24 protein-coding genes and 2 tRNA genes are annotated in these 25,478 nt (G+C 43.7%); 12 read left to right on the top strand and 14 right to left on the bottom strand.

Translation table 11 applies throughout. The annotated features are described in order from the left end of the window. Positions 1 to 36: 36 nt before the first annotated feature. From B143_RS0105405 to B143_RS0105385, 5 genes are all read right to left on the bottom strand, one after another. Complete coding sequence (locus B143_RS0105405; protein WP_018122510.1) at positions 37 to 1,389, bottom strand: uracil-xanthine permease family protein; 1,353 nt, start codon at positions 1,387 to 1,389, stop codon at positions 37 to 39. 130 nt (positions 1,390 to 1,519) lie between these two features. Continuing rightward, a tRNA-Val gene (locus B143_RS0105400) sits at positions 1,520 to 1,595 on the bottom strand. A gap of 126 nt (positions 1,596 to 1,721) precedes the next feature. Further along, positions 1,722 to 1,797 (bottom strand) — tRNA-Val (locus tag B143_RS0105395). Positions 1,798 to 1,858: 61 nt separating this feature from the next. Next, positions 1,859 to 3,781, bottom strand: a complete 1,923-nt coding sequence (locus tag B143_RS09730) for a peptidase U32 family protein (protein WP_211205512.1) — start codon at positions 3,779 to 3,781, stop codon at positions 1,859 to 1,861. A gap of 16 nt (positions 3,782 to 3,797) precedes the next feature. Further along, positions 3,798 to 5,153: an amino acid permease gene (locus B143_RS0105385; protein WP_026165721.1), complete on the bottom strand. Its 1,356-nt coding sequence runs from the start codon at positions 5,151 to 5,153 to the stop codon at positions 3,798 to 3,800. A gap of 139 nt (positions 5,154 to 5,292) precedes the next feature. On the opposite strand from B143_RS0105385, the gene B143_RS0105380 reads away from it, so the two are divergent. After that, on the top strand, positions 5,293 to 5,730 hold the full coding sequence (locus B143_RS0105380) for a hypothetical protein (protein ID WP_018122507.1): 438 nt from the start codon (positions 5,293 to 5,295) through the stop codon (positions 5,728 to 5,730). A 62-nt stretch (positions 5,731 to 5,792) separates the two neighbouring features. Here B143_RS0105380 and cgtA read toward each other — a convergent pair whose 3' ends face one another. From cgtA to B143_RS0105360, 4 genes are all read right to left on the bottom strand, one after another. Continuing rightward, positions 5,793 to 6,860 carry an Obg family GTPase CgtA gene (cgtA, locus tag B143_RS0105375; RefSeq protein WP_008316336.1) on the bottom strand — a complete coding sequence of 356 codons (1,068 nt, stop codon included), beginning with the start codon at positions 6,858 to 6,860 and terminating at the stop codon, positions 5,793 to 5,795. A 77-nt stretch (positions 6,861 to 6,937) separates the two neighbouring features. Beyond that, a complete protein-coding gene (gene rpmA, locus B143_RS0105370) occupies positions 6,938 to 7,198 on the bottom strand; it encodes a 50S ribosomal protein L27 (RefSeq protein WP_008316335.1) in 261 nt (86 codons plus the stop codon). A gap of 36 nt (positions 7,199 to 7,234) precedes the next feature. Continuing rightward, positions 7,235 to 7,549, bottom strand: coding sequence for a 50S ribosomal protein L21 (gene rplU / locus B143_RS0105365; RefSeq protein ID WP_008316334.1), 315 nt, complete (start codon positions 7,547 to 7,549; stop codon positions 7,235 to 7,237). A gap of 185 nt (positions 7,550 to 7,734) precedes the next feature. Then, on the bottom strand, positions 7,735 to 8,706 hold the full coding sequence (locus B143_RS0105360) for a bile acid:sodium symporter family protein (RefSeq protein WP_018122506.1): 972 nt from the start codon (positions 8,704 to 8,706) through the stop codon (positions 7,735 to 7,737). 198 nt (positions 8,707 to 8,904) lie between these two features. On the opposite strand from B143_RS0105360, the gene B143_RS0105355 reads away from it, so the two are divergent. The 5 genes from B143_RS0105355 (at position 8,905) to B143_RS0105335 (ending at position 12,513) form a co-directional block, all read left to right on the top strand. Further along, positions 8,905 to 9,582 (top strand): DUF975 family protein, encoded by a 678-nt coding sequence (locus B143_RS0105355; RefSeq protein WP_018122505.1) that lies wholly within the window; start codon positions 8,905 to 8,907, stop codon positions 9,580 to 9,582. An 85-nt stretch (positions 9,583 to 9,667) separates the two neighbouring features. Then, positions 9,668 to 10,411 carry a hypothetical protein gene (locus B143_RS0105350; protein WP_248647506.1) on the top strand — a complete coding sequence of 248 codons (744 nt, stop codon included), beginning with the start codon at positions 9,668 to 9,670 and terminating at the stop codon, positions 10,409 to 10,411. A gap of 15 nt (positions 10,412 to 10,426) precedes the next feature. Next, on the top strand, positions 10,427 to 11,029 hold the full coding sequence (gene pnuC, locus B143_RS0105345) for a nicotinamide riboside transporter PnuC (protein ID WP_018122503.1): 603 nt from the start codon (positions 10,427 to 10,429) through the stop codon (positions 11,027 to 11,029). 306 nt (positions 11,030 to 11,335) lie between these two features. After that, entirely contained in the window at positions 11,336 to 11,815 is a 480-nt protein-coding gene (locus B143_RS0105340) for a globin family protein (RefSeq protein WP_018122502.1), read from the top strand. 218 nt (positions 11,816 to 12,033) lie between these two features. After that, positions 12,034 to 12,513 (top strand): hypothetical protein, encoded by a 480-nt coding sequence (locus B143_RS0105335; RefSeq protein ID WP_018122501.1) that lies wholly within the window; start codon positions 12,034 to 12,036, stop codon positions 12,511 to 12,513. Between the two features lie 377 nt (positions 12,514 to 12,890). Here B143_RS0105335 and B143_RS0105330 read toward each other — a convergent pair whose 3' ends face one another. From B143_RS0105330 to cls, 5 genes are all read right to left on the bottom strand, one after another. Further along, the gene (locus B143_RS0105330; RefSeq protein WP_018122500.1) at positions 12,891 to 13,136 is read right to left on the bottom strand and encodes a protein kinase family protein; all 246 of its coding nucleotides are present in this window, start codon (positions 13,134 to 13,136) and stop codon (positions 12,891 to 12,893) included. A gap of 16 nt (positions 13,137 to 13,152) precedes the next feature. After that, complete coding sequence (locus B143_RS0105325) at positions 13,153 to 14,259, bottom strand: ribonucleotide-diphosphate reductase subunit beta (RefSeq protein ID WP_018122499.1); 1,107 nt, start codon at positions 14,257 to 14,259, stop codon at positions 13,153 to 13,155. 9 nt (positions 14,260 to 14,268) lie between these two features. Further along, positions 14,269 to 16,179 (bottom strand): ribonucleoside-diphosphate reductase subunit alpha, encoded by a 1,911-nt coding sequence (locus B143_RS0105320; RefSeq protein ID WP_428837379.1) that lies wholly within the window; start codon positions 16,177 to 16,179, stop codon positions 14,269 to 14,271. 726 nt (positions 16,180 to 16,905) lie between these two features. Next, positions 16,906 to 17,148 carry a SemiSWEET family transporter gene (locus tag B143_RS0105315; protein ID WP_008316316.1) on the bottom strand — a complete coding sequence of 81 codons (243 nt, stop codon included), beginning with the start codon at positions 17,146 to 17,148 and terminating at the stop codon, positions 16,906 to 16,908. A gap of 24 nt (positions 17,149 to 17,172) precedes the next feature. Then, the gene (gene cls, locus B143_RS0105310) at positions 17,173 to 18,651 is read right to left on the bottom strand and encodes a cardiolipin synthase (RefSeq protein ID WP_018122497.1); all 1,479 of its coding nucleotides are present in this window, start codon (positions 18,649 to 18,651) and stop codon (positions 17,173 to 17,175) included. Positions 18,652 to 18,710: 59 nt separating this feature from the next. On the opposite strand from cls, the gene B143_RS0105305 reads away from it, so the two are divergent. The 6 genes from B143_RS0105305 to B143_RS0105280 all read left to right on the top strand — a co-directional run bounded on the left by B143_RS0105305 (position 18,711) and on the right by B143_RS0105280 (position 25,434). Then, complete coding sequence (locus B143_RS0105305) at positions 18,711 to 19,229, top strand: adenylyltransferase/cytidyltransferase family protein (RefSeq protein WP_008316311.1); 519 nt, start codon at positions 18,711 to 18,713, stop codon at positions 19,227 to 19,229. 62 nt (positions 19,230 to 19,291) lie between these two features. Further along, complete coding sequence (gene ilvA, locus B143_RS0105300; protein WP_018122496.1) at positions 19,292 to 20,803, top strand: threonine ammonia-lyase, biosynthetic; 1,512 nt, start codon at positions 19,292 to 19,294, stop codon at positions 20,801 to 20,803. Positions 20,804 to 20,901: 98 nt separating this feature from the next. After that, positions 20,902 to 22,725 (top strand): ABC transporter ATP-binding protein, encoded by a 1,824-nt coding sequence (locus B143_RS0105295; RefSeq protein ID WP_018122495.1) that lies wholly within the window; start codon positions 20,902 to 20,904, stop codon positions 22,723 to 22,725. Positions 22,726 to 22,922: 197 nt separating this feature from the next. Continuing rightward, positions 22,923 to 23,930 carry an isopenicillin N synthase family dioxygenase gene (locus tag B143_RS0105290; protein ID WP_018122494.1) on the top strand — a complete coding sequence of 336 codons (1,008 nt, stop codon included), beginning with the start codon at positions 22,923 to 22,925 and terminating at the stop codon, positions 23,928 to 23,930. Between the two features lie 9 nt (positions 23,931 to 23,939). Next, positions 23,940 to 24,749, top strand: coding sequence for a MetQ/NlpA family ABC transporter substrate-binding protein (locus B143_RS0105285; protein WP_018122493.1), 810 nt, complete (start codon positions 23,940 to 23,942; stop codon positions 24,747 to 24,749). A gap of 25 nt (positions 24,750 to 24,774) precedes the next feature. Further along, positions 24,775 to 25,434 carry an alpha/beta fold hydrolase gene (locus tag B143_RS0105280; protein WP_018122492.1) on the top strand — a complete coding sequence of 220 codons (660 nt, stop codon included), beginning with the start codon at positions 24,775 to 24,777 and terminating at the stop codon, positions 25,432 to 25,434. Positions 25,435 to 25,478 lie beyond the last annotated feature (44 nt).

The following is a 25,478-nucleotide window of genomic DNA, read 5'->3' as shown; positions in this document are numbered from 1 at the left end:
CTGGCGAGTTTTTTGATTCAATCAATGCAGCATGATTTATTTTTCATCTCTTGGGAAGATCAGATTTAAAATAATTGCTGTAAAGCCACCGGCAGCAATGCCTGATGAGAACAATGTTTTAATCATATCTGGAGCAAATTGCAAAATGGCCGGCTGCTGAGAAACGCCCATACCCACTGCTAATGACAATGCCATGATCATAATTGCGCGGCGATTTAAAGCTTCACGTGAAACAATGCGCACACCAGAGGCGGCAATTGTCCCAAACATCACCAATGTCGCACCGCCTAACACAGGCTCAGGAATGCGTTGCACCAATTGCGCCACAGATGGGAACAGACCCAATAGAATCAACATACCTGCAACCACATAACCCACATAACGGCTGGCCACACCTGTCAATTGAATCACGCCATTGTTTTGCCCAAAGCAGGAGTTCGGGAACGTATTGAAAATGGCTGATACCATTGAGTTCAAGCCATTGGCCAATACACCACCTTTAAGGCGCTTCATGTATAAAGGACCTTCCACAGGCTGCGCTGACACATCCGATGTTGCAGTAATGTCACCAATGGTTTCTAAAGAAGTCACCATAAAAATCAAAATGAGCGGCAGCAATAAGTTCCAATCAAAGCTCAAGCCATAATAGAAAGGCTCAGGCACAGCCACCAATGGCACTTCTTCCAATACTTTGTGTGGCAACATGTCCGTTGCCCATGCAGCTAAATAACCCACACCCATGGCAATCACTAAAGAAGAGATGCGTAAATAAGGATTCTTCTGACGATTGAGCAAGACAATCACACCAAGCACAACACCTGCCAATAGTAGATATTTAGGCGCACCAAAGGTGTTGTCTGCTAACGCATCATACCCGCCACCGATGGATGTCAAACCCACTTGAATGAGGGATAAACCGATGATCATCACCACAATGCCAGACACCAATGGCGTAATGATGCGGCGGGCTAAATGTAAGGCGCGCGATAAAATCACTTCTGTCATCGCTGCCACTAACAATGTGCCAAAGAGTGCCGCCATCATGGCATTGTCATCTAAACCACCATTTTTAAGGGCGGTGCCCCCCATGATTAATGGTGCAACGAAGTTAAAACTCGTCCCCTGAATAGACAAAAGACCAGATCCAACTGGTCCCCATGCGCGAATTTGTATTAAAGAAGCTAAACCGGATGCAAATAATGACATGCTGATGATGCGCTGCGTATCGTGTGCCGATAATCCGAGCGACTGACAGATGATCATCGCGGGTGTGATCACAGCAACAAACATGGCCAACAAGTGCTGGCAGGCTGCAAATAGTGTTTGAGGCAACGGCGGTCTATCCTCTAGACCATAGATCAAATCATTCTTGACAGCGGGCTCTGACATTTTAGCGTTCTCCTGATCGCAAAATGCGCATTGTAATGCCGTCACGAAAAAAGGCAAGTAAATCGTGATTTATTTATCATTTTTGTACAGACACAAAAAAAGCTAGATTTTCATCTAGCTTTCTTCGATATGGTGGGTAGTGAGGGGATCGAACCCCCGACCCTCGCCTTGTAAGGGCGATGCTCTACCAGCTGAGCTAACTACCCGAAGAAGTGCGTATAATACCGATTGAATGTAATCTTGTCAACAAACTTCATTGATCAATTTTTCACCAATCGTTGCCAACGTCTTAGGCAATAAAAAAGCCAGAATTGAATTCTAGCCTTTCGATATGGTGGGTAGTGAGGGGATCGAACCCCCGACCCTCGCCTTGTAAGGGCGATGCTCTACCAGCTGAGCTAACTACCCGAAAGAGGTATGCATAATAATCAAGAATGCTGCCTCTGTCAACTTTTTAATTGCGTAATTTTTACGCTTCACTGCCCACCAATGCAGATTTCAAGACATGGGGCTTAATTTTACCCATCACATGCATTTCACACGGGCGACATTTAAACTCTAAACGAATCTCTTCATCCTTATGCATCAATACCATAGGCTCAGCGCGCACCTGCCCTTGCACACCTTTGATGCCTTTGGCTTGCTTAGGACATAAGTTATACGCAAAACGCAAACAGTGCTTAGTGATCATTACGGGCACTTCACCTTTCTCTTGATGTGCCTCATACGCAGGCTCAATCAATTTAACGCCATGCTCTTCATAAAACTCACGCGCTTTATGATTATAGACGTTTTCAAGATACGTAATGTGCTCGGATGGATAAGCTGCTTTATCGCTGCCCTCATAAATACGAACGCCGCGTTCATTACTCGCTTTATAGGCAGCTTCTAAACGCGCGATGGCATCGCGTCTGATTTGATTGAGTAAGCTCTTTGGCATAAAAGGCGCCGTTTTTATATCAATCACCACGCTTGTGGCTTCAAAAATGGTGTCACCTAATTTACGCAATCCCTCTTCGAGGTTTTGTAAGGTTTTTTCCACATTGTTGGCCGCCTCAAAGTCGCCCTCAATCGGATGAATCACCGTTAAGCCATCTTCACCCGTCAATGTTAATTGATACTGCCCATTTGTTTCTGTTAGAGCAATGTCCACACCAATTTTACGTGTTGAGGATTCACGCATGAGCATCTTTTGCCATGCAGTGTCAGCATTGCGATACAAAGGCTGACCGATGCGCACTTTTTCAATGTTCTCTGGCGCGTCTTCATGCCAATAAACCAAATAGTGCTTATCGCCAATCTCTTTGACTTCACTGGCTCTAAATCCTACCACTTCGCGCTTGATGAGTACGTTTAAACCATCGCCATTGGCCAAAGGTTCGGATGTTTTCACCTCTAAATGATTGCCACAAAATTTTAAGACTTCGCCCACTTCTACGCCACGAAACTTTGGAGAATCAAATGCACCAATGTCATCTTTACGGGCATTGACGAAATAATCTGTCGCGCCGCGGTTAAAAGTTTTATCTGTATTCGGCACGAAATGATGCACCGTTTTCCCTAAAGAGCTTCTCGTATACTCGGGATTTCCCTCTAAGAACTGATCAAGCATTTTACGATAATGGGCGGTGATGTTTTTCACATACGCCATATCTTTATAACGCCCTTCGATCTTAAAGGAACGCACGCCCGCTTCTACAAGCGCACCGAGATTTTCCGTTTGGTTGTTATCCTTCATGGAGAGCAAATGCTTCTCAAACGCCACCACGCGCCCTTCCTTGTCCTTTAAGGTATAAGGTAGACGACACGCCTGGGAACAATCGCCGCGGTTCGCGCTGCGCCCTGTATCGGCGTGAGAGATGTAACATTGCCCTGAGAATGCCACACACAATGCGCCATGGATGAAAAATTCAAGCGGCGTATCCACCGCCTCATGAATGGCGCTGATCTCTTTTAAAGAGAGTTCACGGGCAAGCACCAATTGCGAAAAGCCCACTTGTGAGAGGAATTTTGCGCGATCTAAGGTACGAATGTCCGTTTGCGTGGAGGCATGCAGCTCAATCGGTGGAATGTCGAGCTTTAATACGCCCATGTCCTGCACAATGAGGGCATCTACACCCGCATCATACAATTCTGTGATGAGCTTTTGCGCCTTTGGCAATTCATCATCATGCAAAATGGTGTTGAGGGTCACGAAAACTTTGGCATGATATGGATTGGCAAATTCCACCAATTTGGCAATGTCAGAGACACTATTATCCGCATTGTAACGCGCGCCAAAGCTTGGGCCACCTAAATACACGGCATCTGCACCATGCAAAATTGCCTCACGCCCGATCTCAATGTCGCGCGCAGGACTTAACAGCTCTAATTGATTGTGTTTTAACATGATTTGTCAGTCTACAAAGTTACTTTAAATGTTTTCGATCCATCTTCTGTTTTAAACGAAATCCAAGATACGTGAGGATGAGCCAAACAGGCATCACATATACCGCAGGACGGAAGCTATCGAGCTGCGTCATTGCGCCAATCACCACCACAAGGAAGATTAAACAAAAGTAGTTCACATACGGGAAAAATGGTGTTTTAAATGTCAATTGATCCGCTTGATGGGCACGGCGAAAACGCATGTGCATGATCACAATGAGCCCCCAAGTGATCACAGCTGCGGCAATGGCAACAGACATCACAATCATAAATGCACCATTTGGTACCAATAGATTGATGACCACAGCAATGAGCGTCACTGCAGAGGAAAATGCAATCGCTGCGTATGGTACATGATTGTGGCTTAATTTCATGAATACTTTTGGGGCATGCCCTTGCTCGGCTAAACCAAACAACATTCGACCATTGCTGTAAATGCCGCTGTTATAGACAGAGATCGCCGCCGTTAAAATGATGAAGTTTAAAATGCCCGCCACATTTGGTAAACCGAGCTGATCAAACACCAACACAAATGGGCTGATGCCTTGCTTAATGTCGTGCCATGGCACCAACACCAACATGATGATGATGGATCCAATATAGAAAATCAGAATGCGCCACATCACTTGTTTGATGGCTTGCGGAATCGTTTTTTGTGGATTGTCAGTTTCCGCAGCGGCAATGGCAATCATCTCTGTCCCCCCAAAGGAGAACATGACGATCACAAGAGACACCCAAACGCCCCAAGCGCCATTCGGGAAAATACCAAATTCCCAAAGATTCGAAATTTTAACGTTAGATTGCTCCGACACAAAGCCCTTGGCCACTAAATACAGACCAAACACAATCATCCCCACCACAGCCAAAACTTTAATGAGCGCGAGCCAAAATTCCGTTTCACCAAAGAATTTAACGCTCGCCAGATTAATGGCAGTGATGATGACAATGGTGCTCAGCACCGTCAGCCAAATGGGAAAATCCGGAAACCATGTATAAATATAGCGCCCAATGGCGGACAACTCTGCCATGCTCACTAAAATGTATAACAGCCAATAGTTCCAACCGGCCAAAAAGCCCGCATATTGCCCACAATATTTATTGGCAAAGTGGCTAAATGCGCCCGAAACTGGCTCTTGTGTCGCCATTTCCCCAAGCATGCGAATGATCATATAGATCACAAAGCCGCCAAGTAAATACCCTAAAATCAACCCAGGACCTGCCAAAGGGATGGATTCTGCGGTGCCATAAAAAAGCCCTGTGCCAATACAGCCACCAAGGGCAATCATTTGAATGTGCCTATTTTTTAGGCTACGCTTAAGCGTTTGCTGATTTTCCATGTGTTGTTTTTAATCGTGATAAAAACTCATGATAAGACAATTCAAAGCAATAACAAAGTGAGCAGACTCAAATCAGACACAAATCTGATATGATAAAATCAAACAACCACAATGATTCAAGAATGATAAGGATGGCTTTATGAAAAAATCACTTGCCGTAACCACTCTCATTGCCCTTGCAACCTGTGCCTCATTTGCCAATGGGCAACCGCTTCAATCCTTGCCAAATGTTTTAAATGCTGTGAGCGAGCAAGCATATACCGCACATGCTAACGGCGTGCCCTCTTATTGCTCCATCAATAGCAATACAGAATCCGCTTATCCTGATACGTTAGTGCGCAGCATTGGCAAAAATTTTGACCAAGTGATGATCCACTTTGATCAACGCATCACCACATTAACGCAAGATACAAGCAGCAAGCGCTTTGATAATCCAAATTTGATGCTCTGGAATGATCCTGCTCAAAAGATCATCCTTGCCCTTGAGATCAATCAACCGGGTGAAGGCTTACTCACCATCATTACGCCAAAAGTGCGCGAAAGTTATGTGGTGACGTACAATTGCCTCAAACCATAAAAATTCTCAGACAATAAAAAAGCCCGCATGCGGGCTTTTTGCTGTTTAGGACTGATGTCTCATTAATCCATAATGGCCACTTCAATGGCAACAGGTTGCTCTTGTGCTTTCAATTCAGCTTTCGCCGCATTGATGTGCTCCATAATTGCACTGGTCAATGGTTTGGTATTCTCGCCTGAAATGGCAGAGATTTGGAAACAAGGACCTTCCCAGTTGATCTCTTTTAAGAAATCAGCCACGCGCTCTTCGCGTTCATTTTCAGGGATTAAATCGAGCTTGTTCAATACCAACCAGCGCTCTTTTTTCGCCATTTCTTCATCATATTGCGCCAACTCATTGGTGATCACGCGGAAATCTTCCACAGGATCTTGTGAGTCGCTGTACGGGGATAAATCCACTAAGTGCAACATGATGGAAGTGCGCGACAAGTGACGCAAGAATTTATGACCAAGGCCAGCGCCTTCTGCTGCGCCTTCAATCAAGCCTGGGATGTCTGCCATCACAAAGCTATCTAACGGCCCAACGCTCACCACACCTAAATTAGGGTGCAATGTTGTAAATGGGTAATCCGCCACTTTTGGACGCGCAGCCGACACCGCACGAATCAATGTGGATTTACCCGCATTTGGTAAGCCTAATAAGCCCACATCCGCCAACACTTTTAACTCTAAACGAATGCGGCGCTCTTCACCTGGCGTGCCCGGTTTTGTTTGACGCGGTGCACGGTTGGTGGATGATTTAAAGCGTGTATTGCCTAAACCATGAAAACCGCCCTGCGCCACTTTTGCCACTTGACCATCTTCGGTCAAATCGCAAATAAACTCATTGGTATCTGCATCATGCACTTGTGTACCCAGAGGCACAACCAACACCAAATCTTCACCGGCAGCACCAGTACAGTTTGCCCCGCGGCCATTTTCACCACGTTGCGCTTTAAATTTTTTGGCAAAACGGTAATCCACCAATGTGTTGACAGCATCGGATGCTTTTAAATAAACGCTACCACCATCACCGCCATCACCACCATCCGGCCCACCGAAAGGAATGAATTTTTCGCGGCGAAAACTCAAGCATCCATCACCACCATTACCCGCTTCAACTGTAATGGTTACCTCATCAACGAACTTCATACGCTCTCCTTGAACTCGATGGCTAAAAACAATAAAAGCCCCAAAAAAAGGGGCTTTTACAAACAATCAACGGTTGATTAAGCAACTGGTTGAATGCTTACAAATTTACGGTTGTGTTGTCCTTTAACTTCAAAAACAACGTGACCATCTACTTTAGCAAATAAAGTGTGGTCTTTACCTAAACCTACATTGCTGCCCGCGTGGAAACGTGTACCACGTTGACGAACGATGATAGAACCTGCTGGTACTAATTCACCGCCAAAACGCTTAACCCCTAAGCGTTTACTTTCGGAATCGCGACCGTTACGGCTCGAGCCGACGCCTTTCTTCTGTGCCATGTTTAAATCCTCTTAATACGTCTAGGAATCTCGCAATTATGCAGAGATGCTAGAAATTTTAATTTCAGTAAAGTGTTGACGATGACCTTGGTGTTTACGAGAGTGCTTACGACGACGGAATTTGATAATTTCGATTTTGCGTCCGCGACCTTGTTTAACAACTTCAGCCGTTACTTTAGCGCCTGCAACAACAGGAGTACCTACAGTTGTTTCGCCTTCTTTACCTACTAACAATACTTCTGCAAATTCTACATTAGAACCTTCAGCAGCGCCTTCAATTTTTTCTACGCGAAGGATTTGACCTTCCGCAACACGGTATTGTTTACCGCCTGTTTTGATTACAGCATACATTTGTAATGCTCCAAATAGTTGAGTGAATCTGAATTCTTTTTGCTATCTCACTGATATCTACAATTGACAACAGAAATAACAGCCCATAAAAAGGACGTGATTGTATAAAAAAAATTGGTTTGCGTCAAGAATATACACAGGATTCCTCAACGCTTTTAACACATATCAAATGTCAATTCTGTCAATTATACCAATTTTTCTGACGTTTTTAAGGTTTTTTCCTCAGATGATGAATTTTCCATGCGTGCAAAAATATTTGCCAAAATTGCTCCGCTAATATTATGCCACACGCTGAAAATTGCACTCGGTACCGCCACAATCGGATCGAAGTGTTTCACCGCTAAACTTGCACCTAAGCCACTGTTTTGCATGCCCACTTCGATGGCAATCGCTTTACGCTGCGCCAATCCTAAGCCCATCATTCTAGCAACAATATAGCCAATCACATAACCAAATGTATTATGTAGGATCACTAAACCGATTAATAGCATACCCGTTTCTTTTAAACGCACCTGATTTAAGCCCACCACAATTGATACAATCATCACAATGCCAAAGACTGAAATCAGTGGCAATACGGGCGTCACATATTGCACTTTTGAGCGCAATACCATGCGCACGATAACGCCAAGTACGATCGGGACAATCACCATATTCACGATGGACATCATCATCGCATAAAACGACACATCAATGCTTTTATCTGCCAACAATTGGATTAACAGTGGGGTCATGATTGGGGATAATAATGTAGAAATGCTCGTGATCGTTACGCTGAGCGCCACATCCCCTTTTGATAAATAAGTGATCACATTGCTTGAAGTGCCACCCGGACAGGAGCCCACAAGTACAATGCCTAACGCCAATAAAGGATCAATGTTAAAAATTTTCACCAAAGCGAGCGCTAAAAGTGGCATCACAATGAACTGCGCGCAGACGCCTAATAATACTTGAAGGGGCTTTTTGACCACTTCAGAGAAATCATGTGGCGTGAGCGTCAGCCCCATGCCAAACATAATGATGCCCAATAAATAAGTGATCATGCCTTTTAAGGAGACAAAAACCTCAGGAAACACAAAACCTAAAACCGCAAACAACAATGTCCAAATTGCAAATGTCTTCCCGACAAAAGTGGACAATAAATTTAAAACGCGCATACTACAGCCTTCAATGATGATTGAATAAAAACAAATTAAAATGAGTGAAAAGGTGCTGTGTATCGCGATTGTGGCACTCATCGATTATTAGCAATTTCACTAAATTTTGTAAAGCATAAAATGGTTCATTCAATCAGAAAATTGAAATCCTGCGGTTTCCCGACCATTCATCTGACAATAATAAACGGAGATTGACACATGCATAAAGATCAAACACATTATCGCACCCTGCAAGAAGCCATTGATTACCCATATGATTTTTCCATCAGCGAGATCATCAGCGAAGGCTGGGCATCGGTTAAGGGCGCAAAACTACCGATTTTCTTAATTGGACTCATCATCATGGTGGCCACCGTTCTTTTATATTTAGTGGCGGGGTTAATTTTCTCAGGCTTATCTGAGCAAGCCGCCGCCCTTGTCATTTTACCGATTGAACTGATCACCTTTACTTTAGGGCTTGGGTTGATCATCGTGAGTTTAAAACTGTCTAACCGCGAAACGGTGAATGTGTGGCAAGATTTTCTCTCCTTTCGACATTACTTTTGGCCGTTGTGCTTAATGGTGATCGTCACAGGTCTTGTCACCACCCTTGGCTTTATGTTACTCATCATTCCGGGTGTATATTTAGTCACGGCCTATTCCCTCACTTATTGGATTTTGATCATCCATCCGGACGCTGGCTTTTGGAACATTATGGAAGCTTCCCGCAAGATCGTCACGCGCCATTGGTTTAAGTTTTTCTTCTTAAATTTAATCCTTGGCATTATTTTATCGATCTCAGCGATTCCCTTTGGCATCGGCTTAATTTGGACTGTGCCGCTGTTCACATTAAGTTATGCCGCGATCTTTAAAAAGATCTTCATCAAAACGCCATAATGCATCAATCCTATGCGAAGCGCCCGATTAGGGCGCTTTTGCGCTATACTACATAGATCTTTTGCAGTACATCTATTTAGGTTTTATGAAGTCACTCTCTCGACTCCTTCGGTTTTTCTGGTATCTTTTCATCCCCAATAACGTCTATGCCATTCCTAAAAGCGTGGGCAAAGGCTATTGCATGTTGCGCCATCCGGTGGAATTCATCATCACCAAACGCAATACAAGCTGCGAGTCGCAACACATCATCCAGCGCATCAAAGGCGGAGAAAATCAGCTCAATACCATTTGGATCAACACCCATCTGCATGATTATTTAGACCGTTCCTCCTGTAAGCCTTGGAAAAATCAGCGCCCAATGTTTAAGCTCTTTGGCAGCAAAAATTTAGAGCGCGGTTATATGATTGGCACTTGGGCAAATGGCTTTCATTTTGTGACTTATGATCATCATGGGCGCGGTAAATTGAATTTATATCGTTGGGATGCAGTGACACATTTAGTCACAGGTTGGACAAGCCTTGTCAATTATCCGCAAAAAGAGCTCAATTATCTCCTCTATCAACTCTCCCTCTTAGGTTCAGGTCGTTCCACACAGATTTTAGATGCCATTTTAGGCATCGGCATTGATTTGGTTGAATTAATCCTTGGACTCATTTACTCCGTGCTTGGCATCTTCATTGGGGCATTGATGCACCCATTTGATACCCTTCGCAACCTCATTCCCGGCGCATTATTGCTCATCACAGGTTCGATCCAAGCCATTCGTCAACTACTCTCTGGCTTAGCTGCCGTTCTGACGGTGGGCAAAGTGGGCGGCTGTTCCCCTTAATTTATGGATATCACTATGGATGCCATCCTCAACTATCTTGCCACACACACCTTTGACGTCATTGGCATGGTCATTGGTTTGATCTATCTTTACCTTGAGTTCAATGCTAAAAAAAGCATGTGGATTGTGAGTCTCGTCATGGCGGTGCTGTACATTTACATTTTCATGGAAAGCAAAATGTACGCAATGAGCCTAATTTACGTCTATTTCTTCTTTGCCTCCATCAATGGCTGGCGCGAATGGCATAAAGTGACACGGCGTAAAAAAGTGGTGCCCATCATGCGCATGCCCCATCAATACAGCGCAGTGATTGCCCGCCTCTTTCTTGTGGCATCCGTCGCGATCTTCCTACTTTTAAAGCTCCTGACGGACAACACCATGGAAATGATCATGGGGGATACCATTGCCACCGCTTTGAGCGTGGTGGCCATCTGGATGGCGGCTAAGCGTTGGGCGGAACAATGGTGTTTACTCATTCCAGCTAATTTACTCACCGCAGTGATTCTCTATGGGCAAATGGAGTATGCCTCAAGCCTATTATTTTTTGTCTATTTTATTGCCTCCATTTTTGGTTTTCGCCGCTGGGTTCAGCTTGCTCAACGCAATCAGCCTGCGTAATCATTGCGTTTGACTGTGCCAGAGAAGATTCTTTACACTCAAAAAGATGGAATGCCATATTTTTTGACATAGATCATGTTTATATTGATCAAAGAGTTAATTCACACTTTAAAACTTACACTTCTAAAATAATAAAAATATTTAATAACATAACTAGTAATATTTATTTTTTGTATTACAATACTCCCCATCGTATAGATATTGAGCATGTTCAATGTCTGAAAAAAAGATTCATCGGATCCTGTCCATTCGACGCTCGCTCCGAGAATCATTCATAAAACTTAATCTTATGGGGCAAAAGCGATCATGATTTGTACAGAAGTAAAGAAACACATCAACGAATTGGCTGTTTTAAATGAATTATCACAAAACGACATCGATAAAATGCATTTAATCAATGCGCACTTACAAAATGTGATTCCTGGCTTAACCGAAGATTTTTATCGTACGGCATGGACGCCTGCTTTGGGCATGAATTTCCCTGAGCTGTCTCAAGTTGCCGTAGAAGTGATCTTTAACACATGGATCAAAAGCGTATTGAGCTGCCCAACGACTGCACCACAAAAATACACAGAAGCTTTATGGACAATGGGCGAACTGCATGCTGAACATCGCCTAGCGCCGGTTGTGCTTGCCGCTGCGATTCCATTTATGAAAGAGACAGTAAAACAATGCTTAGTACAAAATGATTCAGCCTTGCCATACACATTAAAATTGGAATTGGCGGCATCTTTACTGAAAACATTAGAGATGAATGAGTCGATTTTATACGATTGCGTTGCATAATCTTATGGCGAACATTTGATTACAAACTCGCTTCGGCGAGTTTTTTTAATGCCCGATTCTTAAATCATGAGACTTTTTCATCCATGATCACCTGAGTTTTCCTATGTTTTGATAATGATAAATAAAATTTATTCTGAGATTCATTTTTTATCTGATATATCTATTTATCAGCCAGATATTTCAAATATAAATTAAAAAATCTTATTAAGAGGTAATTTATGATCAATGCAGAAATCAGTAAAAATGTAGAGAAATTTGTTGTATTCAATGAAATGTCGCAGTTTGACATGGACAAAATGCATCTCATCAGCGCGAATCTGCATGAGATCATCCCAAGATTATCGAATGATTTTTATTTAGATTGGCAATCACATGCTGGCATGTATTTCCCCGAATTATCTGAATCCATGGTTAAACATCTGGCCACTGCATGGTTGCGTAATTTCTTTGATTGTCCAAACTCCGCCCATGAAAAATATGCCAATACCTTATGGGCACTTGGTGAATTACAGGCACACGATCGCCTTGCTCCCGTTGTGATGGCGGCCATCATCCCCTTCATGCAATCTGCCATTGAGCAGTTCATACAGGTAAAAGATCATGCCATTGCCTACCATGTGCGCTTAGAATTAGCGACATCACTATTTAAAACCTTGGCAATGAATGAAAATATCTTATATCATTGTGTGGCTTATTAGTTTTAGACAGCCCTTTCGGGCTGCCTTAATCACTGCTAAATTACAATGTATCCATCAGTGATAACCAATTTTGTATGCCTACCGGTAAATCCACAACTAAAAATGGGACAACGATATAGCACATAAATTGTTTGGAACTCATATAGCTCCTCCTTTATTTATGTAGGGTATAAGGGCTGCCTAGTAGATTGACCAGTCATTGATCAATGATCGATCAATAGTTTTGCAGTCTTGATTTGATTATGATCTACCTTATAAGCTACAATAAATACGCCAATATTCTGTTTGTAATACTTATTATGAATAGACCAAAGCGGTTTAACCGCTGTTAAAGCTCAGTCGTTTCGATTGGGCTTTAATTTTATAAATATATGATTTTACATTTCTCTAAAGATTTCCTCCTGCAACTGTCGAAGTTGTGCCACATCAATTAAGTGGCCGCCAGAAGCTGTCATTTGAAGCATCATTAAGATGTCTTCAATGTATTCATTCAGTTTTTCTAATTCTTGTTGGTGTTTATTATTTTTAAGGGCTTGAATCTCTTCATCCGTAATGGCGGATAAAAAAGCGATGATGTCATCAGGTTCTTCATTAATTTGCTGAATCAACTGATCTAATCTCATTCAAGCCCTCATGTCATTAAATGTCAAAAATTTCGTCTTCTGAGTCATCTAACACGCTGTTTAAGCGATAGTTGGTATTGTCTGACTCTTGGTTTGCATTTTGCGTTTTGTTCAAATCTAACCAGTTATCCATCCAAACCAATGGTTTAGTTTTGATCACAGGATAAGGATTGTCCACGCCTAAGAAACGATACAAATCTTGGGCATTGTAAAGCACCCATTCATTCAATAATGTTTCATTCAAACCAACAATGGAGCGATTTTCACTGAACAAATATTTGTTCCAAGAGAACTCTTGCTCGATCACTTCACGAATGATGTTTTCCACATCCCCACGAATCTCACTGAGCACCACTTGCCACTCTTCATCCGCTAAGAGAATCTCTAAAATCGCTTCATCCATCATCACGTGCACTTGCTCATCTTGGGCAATTTTTTGCACCAATTTTGCAATGCCTTGGAAGATGTTTTGCTCAGCTAAGGCAAATGTACAGGCAAATGAGCTCATGAACTCAACTTTTTCTAAGCAGTAAAGCGCCACAAAGCCTTTAAGCACCACTTGCTTTAAAGTTGGATCATTTTTATCCACTTGACCCAACTTATAGAGCGCACCATATTTAGACAACTCATTGAAGGTTTCAATCACGGTGGTGGAACGATTTAAAACTTCATCGTTCTTCATCACTTCTTGGAACACTTCTTTAGGATCAGAGATGCATTGACGAATGATTTCTGAATACGTCAAAGCATGTAAGTTCTCAACTTCAGATTGCTTAGAGAGCATTGCCCAAAGCTCACTGTTTGACACAAAAGGTGCAAACAATGGTGCAATGGCACGCGCCGCCACAGAGTCTAATTCCCACTGGAATGCAAGGGTTTTGACCATAATGTCGTAGTTATTTTTTGAACAGTTCAACAAATCCATGCGTGACTGTTCAAGATTCACTTCGTCTTCAGTCCAGTCCATGGACTTTTGTAGCTTATACAAATCAAACAACTTTGGATAAGGCACATTGACGCTGTCGTATAAACCGAGCGCTTCACCTAACACTAATGGATAACGGCCTGTTTGCCAGGCGCTGTTGTCCTGGTTAAAAATTGAGGCTGGCTTACTCTCTTGCATGGTATTCTCCTATAAAGTACAAGCGCCGCCCGCACACCCTTTATCTTCCACGGTTTCAACAAAAGATTCATGGATGATGCCTGAGGCGCTGTTTAAATAATAACGCGTTTTACAGCCCATCTTCATCATATAGATGTAATCTTTGAGCAACTTACTTGTGGAGATATTTCCCTCTTCTTTTAAGTTTAAGTAAAGATCCGCCGAAATGGCTTGGCCTGTAAACTTCTGAATAATCGCATACATGTCAATGAGGTCTTTCGACTCTAAATTCCATGCGATGTCATAAAATGGTCCCAATTCATCTAAGTCTGGTGCTAACAACAAGTTTTTATTATTGCTTGATGTTTTCATCACACGAAGGTTACGAATCGGGTAAACGCCATTGGTGGTGTTGGTCAATTGACTTGATGACTCAACTGGCATCATTGCTTCTAACACGCTGTGACGGATGCCGCCTTGCGCTTTGATCTCTTTACGAAGGGTTTCCCAATCAAACAATAAGGCTTGATTGTGTACCTCATCCACGGCTGTGCAGTAAGTATCGATGGGTAACCAACCGTCTGGATATTTAGTTTTACCAATCCATTTCGCATTGCCCTTCTCTTTGGCTAAACGAAGCGATGCTTTATGCAACCAATAGCTGTGGCGTTCTGCGATTTGATGGATGTAATTTTTACCCTCTTTAGAGGCATAACTTAATTTTTGTTTCGCCATTTCGTGGGCAAGGTTTGTGATGCCAACGCCAATGGAGCGACGCGCTTGGGCGGTTGTTTTCAATGATGGGAATGGATATTCCATCAATTCGATCACGTTATCAATCATCAATGCGGTGTAATACGCCACATCTTCATATTCTTCAGGTTCAACGCGGCCAACCACAATCGACGCTAAACTACATAAACCAATTTCACCTTCAGGATTTTCAGAATAAAGATCCTGAATGTCGCGGAAAGGTTTGGTTGGCAATGCAATTTCTAAACACAAGTTACTTGAATAAATGGTGTCTTTAAATGGCGTGTGACGGTTCATCTCATCGATGTACGTCATGTAGATTCGGCCAGTTTCAGCCGATTCAGTTAAAGCTTTGACTGCAATGTCACNGGCTTTAACGATCTGTTTTTTGCAATCTTTGGCAAAGTAGAATTCATACAATGATTTAAATTTATCATAATCATTGGCATAAAATGCATCGTATAAATCTGGCGCGATTTGATAGCTGATGAGCATCCAATCTTCATTTTTCGCCACTTTTTCGACGAATAAACGGTTAGAGAGCATCGCGTAATCGATGTCACGGATACGTTTTTGTAAAACAGTCGTTGGGTTTTTCAACACCAACAGATCATAAATTTCAGGATCTAACACGTTAAAGTAAACGGTTGCACTGCCGCCACGGCTTGATTGCATGTTTGCATGCACCGCACTTTGAATCATGCGGTAATACGGTAATTTACCTTGATGGATCACGCGGCCTTGTTTAACCGGATCACCTTTTGAACGGGTGAGCAAGTGCGCGCCAATCCCTGCAGAGGCACACGTCATCATATAGGCAATGTGATCACCTGTGGATAAACTGTCCACATTGTCGCCGGTGGTGTAAACGCAGCAAGATGCATAGCCTTTATGTGGCGTACGCATGTTGATCAACATCGGCGTTGGCGTGTTGATTTTCAATTCGTTTAAATAACGATAGAGCTTTTTGATGTCTTCCATGCGACGAGCTTTTGGCTGATTTTGCATGTTTTGCATCGCCATGCCCATGAACATGAATTGTGGGGACTCTAAGCAATAACCCGTCACACGATTTTGAATCAAATACTTATCTTTCATTTGACGCAGCGTGGTGTAGTTATAGTTGATGTCAATGGTGTGATCTAACACGCGATCTAATTCGATGAGCTCTTCGTCGGTGTAATCCATCTTTTCCCAATGACCGAGTTGAATCATGTGGTGATAAAACACAGTTAAGGATGGAATTTTACGAAAACCACCAAACGCTTCTTTATAGATCGAGCCAATCAAAAAGCGACCGGCCATTTTTAAGTGTTTATGATCTTCACGTTCAACACACGCATCAATCATCGCTTTGTGAAGCTCAAGGGTTGTGCAGCCGTCATAGCACTTTCGATACGCTTCTAAAACAATGGCACTCCAATCAACCTCATAATGTGCTGCAAACTCCGCCCATTTATTCAGTTTTTCAGCATCAAACTCTTCGCGTTCGCCACTGCTTTTTAAAATGTATCGAATCATTTCCCTCACCCACGTTTTTGAACTGTAAAAAAATAAAAAAGCGAGGAAAACAAAAAGCACACTGTCATTGCCAAGTCGCTTCTAGAAGCTTCCTCGCCTCTAAAAAATTTATTCCTAAGGGGTGAATGATCACCACTTAGGAAAGGCGCGCATTATAGCATTTTAGAAAAAAAATTTTTGATCTTTTTATACCCTCATTGTCCCTATTGACAAAAGTTGATACTTCATAAACTATTGATTTTAAAAATATTACACAAAAACTGATGAATTTTAAATAAAAATGATTCTCATTTAAATAAGTCTATAGGATTCAACTCAAAACTGCAATATTTCAATGGATCAAGCCTTTTTTTGACTAAAATTTTGGGCAATTTTTTTGCCCATTTAATTTTTTTACAGCGCGGTTAAAAATGCTGCGGCTCCAAAAAGAACACCCGGCGCATTGGCCACCGCAATCGGGTAATCTTTTTGCTTTAAACCATAAATGACCCAAAGTAAACAGTTCACCATCGCGGCAAAGGGCTGCACAGGATTGCCTTTATGCCCGGCAAGATTATCCATGATCTGCGGAATGTACGACACATACATGCCAACGGCAGTACAAGTGGCCACCCAACCTAAAATTTTAACGCTCATCTCTCCTCCTTAAGATTGATATTGTTATAACAGCGATGAGGTTAAACGTGCCACTTTCTCAATGAAGCGCTGCGTTGCACTGCGGCGTTCCCATTCAACAGGATCTAAGCGCACTGAATGCTCAAGGTCTTTATTGAACTCATCACACATTTGCTGGCCAAGGGCTTCATCGTATAGCATGCCATTGACTTCAAAGTTGAGGTTAAAACTGCGGTTATCCATATTGGCCGTCCCAACGATGCTAAATTTTCCATCAAACACTGAGGTTTTTGCATGAATAAACCCTTTTTTATAACGATAAATCTCAACGCCTGCATTCATTAACGCGGTGTAATAGGATGACGATGCCAGCTGCGTGATCAAGGAATTGGTGGCATATGGCACCAACAATTTAACCTTCACGCCACTTAACGCGGCATTTTTAATGGCTTCCATCACACTTTCAGAGGGCACAAAATATGGCGTTGTGATGAGGATTTCCTCTTTTGCCAACATAATGGCGCGCAGCACCGTGTACATAATCATGGGATATTTAGAATCCGGGCCACTGGCGGCAATTTGTGCAATGGTGCCGGATTCTTGGCGCATGTGACTTGGGAACAGCGGATCGACAATCAATTTTTCCTTAGAGCAAAACTGCCAATCACAAAGAAAAATGTATTGCAGCGAATACACAACTGGCCCTTCGACGCGCATGTGCATATCACGATGATACACTTTTGAATCGGGTAGATTAATGTAATCATCGCCAATGTTGATGCCGCCCACAAAGCCAATGCGCCCATCAACCACGATGATTTTACGGTGATTGCGATAATTTAAGCGGTTTGCGAGCGCAATCCAAATAATCTTACGAAACGGATAAACCAGCACGCCATTTGCCTTTAACTCCGCCACATAATCGCCGCGGATCGCTTTACTGCCAAAATCATCATAAATGAGGCGCACCGTCACGCCTGCTTTGGCTTTACGGATCAAAATCTCTTTGATTTGATTGCCGATTTTATCATTACGAATGATGTAATATTCTAGGTGAATGGTCTCTTTGGCATTCTCAAGGGCTTCGATGATGTTCGGGAAGGCATTTTCCCCGTTGATCAAAATCTCAACTTTATTGCCAATGCTGATTTGATCGGCAAAATCATGCCCCACCAATGTGGCTAAGCTTTTAAATTGATCCACCGCGGCGCTTTTATAACTCAAAGCTTCGGTTGAGATTTTCTCAATGTAGGCTTCAGCGCCCTTTTCTAAATCCTTATTCATCAATAATTTTTTAGAATACATCTGATTGTTGCGGTAATTGACGCCAAGGGAGAAATAGAGCACCACCCCAAACAGCGGCACAAACCAGATCAAGGTTAAATACCCCAAAGTTTTGGTCGCGCCCTCTTCATTGTTGATGATGATCACCGTCACCGTCAAAATGGCCAAAAAGTAGAGGATCGTGAAAACCCCCATGTATGTACCCCAGTTTGTGATAATATCGTCAAACAGCGCTTGCATTTATCTTCCTTGTTCTTTTATGAGTTTACTCAACAGTATAGTCAATGGATTGAAAATCTATGAAAAAATATCAAACGGGCCTCATTTTCGGTAAATTTTTCCCACTTCATCCTGGCCACGTCCTTATGATGGAAAAAGCTTTATCAACTGTCAATGAACTCTATGTTTTTGTGTGCAGTGACACCGAGCGCGATCAAGCCTTATTTGAACAAAGCCAAATGATCAAAATGCCCACACGCAAAGAGCGCTTAGCATGGTTTGCGCCGTTAGTGGCGAAGCACCCGAATCTTCACCCGATTGATTTTAATGAAGATGGCATCCCATTTTATCCAAATGGTTGGCTTGAGTGGTCAAACCGCGTCAAAGCCGTTTTGACAGCTCAAAACATTCATGCCGATGTGATTTTCAGTAGCGAGCCACAAGATGTTGCGCCCTATGAACAGTATTTTCAATTGCCCGTGCAACTCATTGATCCTGATCGCGCTGCCATCAACATCTCCGCCACAAAATTGCGCACCGATCCTGATGCTTACAAAACTTACTTATTAGATGCGGTTTACCCCTATTTTTTTGATTAAAGTGGTGCTAACTTACTAGATCCATCAAAATCTAATCTCATAAGGACAAAGGTTATTTCACCATGGATAATTTAATCCGCAATATCCTCACGGCGCGTGTTTACGACGTCGCTGAGCGTACATCACTCGACTTTATGCCACGCTTATCTAAGAACTTACAAACCAATATTTGGATCAAGCGTGAAGATACACAGCCGGTTTTCTCTTTCAAAATTCGTGGCGCTTACAACTGCATTTATCAACTCTCCCAAGAAGCGCGCCGCAAAGGCGTGATTTGTGTCTCCGCCGGTAACCATGCACAAGGTGTGGCATTAAGCGGTCAAGCCCTTGGCATTGACACAACCATCGTCATGCCCATTACCGCCCCTGCCCTTAAAGTCAATGCCTGCCAAGCGCGCGGCGCGAATGTGGTGCTCTATGGCGATAACTTTGATGATGCGAGCGAATACGCGGTGCGCCTTGCCAATGAAAGCGGCAAAACTTTGATTCACCCGTTTGATGATTGGGATGTGATTGCCGGTCAAGGCACCATTGGTAAAGAGATGATTGAGCAGCAACCGGATTTAGATGCCATTTTTGTCCCCGTTGGCGGTGGCGGTTTGATTGCAGGTGTTGCCGCTTACATCAAATTCATTGCGCCTCATTGTAAAGTGATTGGCGTGGAACCTGTGGAATCGGCCTCCATGAAAGCGGCGCTTGATCAAAATGAGCGCGTCAAACTCAAGCAAGTGGGCACCTTTGCCGATGGCACAGCGGTCAAACAAATTGGCGAAAACACTTTTGAAGTCGCAAAAAATTTAGTGGATGACATTGTGTGCGTCACCACCGATGAAATCTGCGCGGCGATGAAGGATATTTTTGAAGACACGCGTGCCATCACAGAGCCTTCCGGTGCGCTTGGCGTTGCGGGCATTAAAAAATATTTAGAGATGTATCCCGACATTGGCTTTAAAAATGTGGGCAATATTTTAAGTGGTGCAAACATCAACTTTGACCGCTTACAATACGTGGCAGAACGCACAGAACTTGGCGAAGGGCGCGAAGCTTTATTGGCCGTCACCATTCAAGAAGAGCCCGGCAGCTTCTTAAACTTTGTCAATGTGATTGGCAAACGCCACATCACTGAGTTTAATTATCGTTATTCCAGTGACCGCCAAGCGATTGTCTATGTGGGCATTCAATTGCAGCAAGGCAAGGCGGAAAAAGAGAGCGTCATCGAAGCGCTCGAAGGTCATGGTTTAGCAGTGGTGGATTTAAGTGACAATGAATTGGCAAAACTCCACATTCGTCACATGGTGGGCGGTAAAAAGCCGCGCTCAATTAAAGGCGAGCGTTTATTGCGCATCATCTTCCCACAGCAGCCCAATGCCCTCTTCCAATTTTTGCACACCCTCAATGTGCAGCTTAATATCACACTCTTCCATTATCGCAACCATGGCTCGGATTATGGCCGTGCGTTGGTGGGCTTTGCCGTGACAGAAGAGAATGAAGCCATCTTCCAAGACTTTTTATCTAAACTTGGATATGACTACATCGAAGAGACGGACAATCCTGCCTACGAACTCTTTTTATAATTAAAATGAAGGGGATGAATGACATCCCCTTTTTGATTGTCATTTGATAATAATTACCATTTGGCATAAGCTATGCCTTTGCCGCTTTAGCCGATGCCATGAAAAAACTCAATTACTTCGAAAAGATCATCCAGCCCTTTGAATCTACCCCCAATCAAACGCCGCCCACGAGTTTATGGGGCTTTTATGCCTTTTATTTAAAGCAGGTGAAAGGTCCGCTCATTGCGCTCTTCATTGTGGGATTTTTCACCGCGATTTTGGAAATTGTGCTGTTTAAATACATCGGTGAAATTGTGGACATCATTCAAGCGGTCAAAAACCCCGCAGAGCTGTTTGAAAAACATGCCAGCACATTCATATGGATGATGGCCGTCATTGTCCTCATTCGTCCTGCGGTGTCCCTCATTCACGACATTTTGATGAATCAGGTGCTCACCACCAATTTCACTTCCCTCATTCGTTGGCAGCAGCACAATTATTTGATTAAGCAAAGCCTGAATTTCTTTCACAGTAATTTTTCAGGCGGGATTGCAAGCCGCGTGATGAGCACAGGGCAATCAATCCGCAATTCCGTCTTAATGCTCACCGATTCGATGTGGCGCGTCACCATTTATGCGGTGACAACGGTTGTGCTCTTTGTGGAACTCAATATTTTGCTTGCCCTCCCAATGATCGCTTGGATTGTGGCGTACATTCTATTGCTGCGCTATTTTTTACCGAAAACCCGTGAGCGCTCCCATCAATCGGCGAAAGCCCGTTCGCGCTTAATGGGGCACATTGTGGACAGTTATAGCAATATTTTAACGCTCAAACTCTTTGCCCACTCTGATCGCGAATCTGCCAAAACTCATGAACACATGCGCCATCAAACGGACATGGCGCTTTACTCAACGCGCCTTGTCACCGCCCTTGATTTCTCCTTAACGGTACTCAATAGCTTGTTGATCGCCTGCACCATCATTGTTTCCCTGCTTCTTTGGCAAAATGCCCTCATCACCGCAGGTGCCATTGCCTTTACGTTAAGCTTGGTGATCCGCATCAATACCATGTCCACATGGGTGATGAAGGTGGTCAATGCGATTTTTGAGGACATCGGCAGCGTGCAAGATGGCATTAAAATCATGACAGCCAAACATGACATCATCGATCACCCTAATGCCCATACATTAAGCGTGACCGAAGGCGCGATTGCCTTTGATCACATTCATTTTAGCTATCATGCTGACAAACCCATTTATCAGGATCTCTCCTTAACGATTGCCCCAGGAGAAAAAGTCGCCTTAGTCGGGCCATCGGGCGGTGGTAAAACCACGCTAGTGAATCTACTGTTACGCTTGTATGAGGTGCAACAAGGGCAAATCACCATTGATGGACAAGCCATCGAAACCGTCACGCAAGAGAGTTTACGCAGCAATATTGGCGTTGTGGCGCAAGATACGGCGCTCTTTCACTGCTCCATTCGTGACAATATCCTTTATGGCAATCCAGATGCCACCGATGATAGGATCAAAGCCGTCCTCACACAAACCAAAGCCCTAGAATTTGTGCAAGATTTGGTGGATCAATATGGTAATAAAGGGCTTGATGCCATCGTTGGGGAAAATGGCGTCAAATTATCCGGCGGACAACGCCAGCGCATCGCCATTGCCCGCGTGTTACTGAAAAATGCTCCCATTCTCGTCTTAGATGAAGCCACTTCCGCCCTTGATTCAGAATCTGAAGCTGTGATTCAAGAGCACCTTGAAACATTGATGGCAGGCAAAACAGTGATCGCCATTGCCCACCGTTTATCCACCATTGCCAAAATGGATCGCTTAGTGGTGATCGATGGTGGCAAAGTGATTGAAACGGGTACGCATGATGATTTGGTGGCTCAAAATGGGCTCTATGCCACCCTTTGGCAGTATCAACAAAACCAATGAATGAAAAATTTTTGAGAATCGTTTGACAACGCTCAGTTTTTACTTTAATTCTATGTGTATGCCGATTTGAAAAAACAGCTTGCGGGCATAACAGCTAAAGCGTCCATCTCTTTTATAAGGATCTTCCTTACGTGCTTCACGTATAGGCAAGTCAAATCAATCGGCATGGTTGAATTGATTTTGTTTTGGAGATTCCCATGTCACATGCATTACCCATTTTAGATTTTTCTCAGTTCCGTGCAGGCGGCGAAGCGCAAGCAAATTTTATTGCAGAGCTTGCAGACGTCACGCACAACATTGGCTTTTTTTACCTAAAAAACCACGGCATTGATCAAACATTGATTGATGATGCGCTCAGTTTATCAAAAGCATTTTTTGCGCTGCCCATTGAAGATAAATTGGCCATCGAAATGATTAACTCACGCCATTTTAGGGGCTATACGCGCCTTTATAATGAGATCACCCGTGAACGCCCCGATGGCCGCGAGCAGCTTGATTACATGCCAGAATATGACGCCTTGCCACTTGAGTCGATTCCCGACCATCAGCCTTGGCTGCGTTTACAAGGGCCCAATCAATGGCCGTCGCAATTGCCACAACTTAAACCCACTTTACTTGCCCTACAAGCGGCACAAGTGGCATTGGCTAAAGAACTCCTCAGTGCCTTTGCACAAGCCCTTGGGCAACCGGCCGATGCCTTTGCCCACACATATGCACACAAGCCTTCTGTATTGTGTAAAGCGATCCATTACCCAGGTACAGAAGATACCAAACAAGGCGTTGGCATCCATAAAGATGCAGGTTATTTAACCTTTGTGTCCCAAGATGAGACATCCGGGCTTGAGGTGTTAAAAGGGGATCAATGGGTCAGTGCCACGCCGATTCGTGGCACTTTTGTGGTGAACATTGGCGAGCTCTTAGAGATTGCTTCCCAAGGTTATTTAAAAGCAACGCAGCATCGCGTCACAACGCCGCCTGTGGGCACCGATCGCTATTCGCTCGCATTCTTCTTAACCTCACAATTAGATGCCACGGTACCACTTTTGGATTTGCCAGCGCATTTGCAGCCTGCCAATTTTGCCATCACGCAAGACCCCAAAAATCCGCTCTTTACGGAGATTGGTAAAAACTTCCTCAAAGGCCGCTTGCGCTCTCATCCGGATGTGGCGCGCGCCCATTATGCTGATCTTTTGGCTCAATTTTAAGGACTGAACATGAAAAAAATCTTACTTCTACTTTCCATATTACTCTGTTTAACGGCGTGTTCTGACCCTGCGCCAAAGGCACAGACCACACAACCAACGGTGCGTTTGATCTCATCGCCTGGAGATTTTGCAGACATGATCCGCGAGCACATTGGCCCTGAGCTTGAAAAGCGAGGCTTTCGCTATCAATTGAGTGAAACCACCAATGGCATTTTACCGAATCAAGCGGTGATTGAAGGCTCGGCTGAAGCGAATCTCTTTCAACACAAACCCTATTTAGATGAATACAATGCACAGGTCAAAGGCGATTTGGTGCCGCTTGCCCAAGTGCCAACGGCGCCGCTTGCCATTTATCGTGCGCGCTTATCGAGCCTTGAGGATGTCAAAGAAGGCAGCAGCATCGGCATCCCGAATAACGTCACCAACTTTGCGCGCGGCTTACGCATTTTAGAATCCCTCGGCTGGATTGAATTAGACCCGAATGCCAATCCCATCACGGTGTCTGAAAAGGACATCATCAACAATCCCAAAAAAGTCAAAATCGTTGCCATTGATGCCGCCCAAGTGGTGCGCTCGCGCGTGGATTTAGATTATGCCATCATCAATGGGAACTTTGCTCAAGATGCCAAAATCCCTGAGGATGACATTTTAAAAACTGAGCCTGGCAAACTCTTTGTGAATTGGATTGTGGTCAAAGATGGGCAGCAAAACAGCGATTGGGCACAAGCATTGGTGGAAATCGTCAATAGCGAGGATTATAAAGCATATGTGAAGGCAAACTTCCCAGCCTTTTATAACCTACCGCCAGCTTGGGAATGATATGATGGGGCTTTGAGGAGTGCATATGGCAACCATTTTGGTCAATGACGTTGAGCTTTACTACACACAAACCGGCAAAGGGGCGCCGCTCCTTTTCCTGCATGGCAATGGTGAAGATCACACCACTTTCACGCCGCTCATTGCCGAACTCAGCCGTGATTTTACATGCTATGCCATCGATAGCCGCAATCATGGTAAAAGCGCTGTGCACCCTGATTATCATTATGATGCCATGATGAAGGACATTCACGCCTTCATCACCGCCTTAAACCTTGCGCCGGTACGCATTGTGGGCTTCAGTGATGGCGCCATCATCACCATGCTGCTTGCCATGAGATACCCTCAATTGGCAGAGCGCATTGTGCTCCTTGGGCCGAATCTATCCCCCAATGATTTTACGCCCGCTTGCACACGCTATGTAGAGCGCTTGTATCGCTTAGATCCAAACCCTTTATACAAAATGATGCTCGAAGAACCGAACATTTCACCGGAGGATTTGCATGCCATTAGCGCAAAAACCCTCATCATGGGCGGAGAAAATGATGTATACATCGAGGGAACATTTGAAACCATTGCCCACAACATTGAGGGCGCGCAATTATTTATTCTAAAAGATCACGACCACGGTAGCTATATTGTGCAAAATGATTTAATTTATGCATGGCTGTATGATTTTCTAAAATAGACTATAATTCACTTGGAGAATTGCTTTTATGCCAGAAACAAGGC

The organism is Wohlfahrtiimonas chitiniclastica DSM 18708, from assembly GCF_000375345.1.
GTDB classification, from domain to species: Bacteria; Pseudomonadota; Gammaproteobacteria; order Cardiobacteriales; family Wohlfahrtiimonadaceae; genus Wohlfahrtiimonas; species Wohlfahrtiimonas chitiniclastica.
Note: the sequence above shows the minus strand (reverse complement) of the source record. Positions and strands in the feature narration are given on the sequence as shown.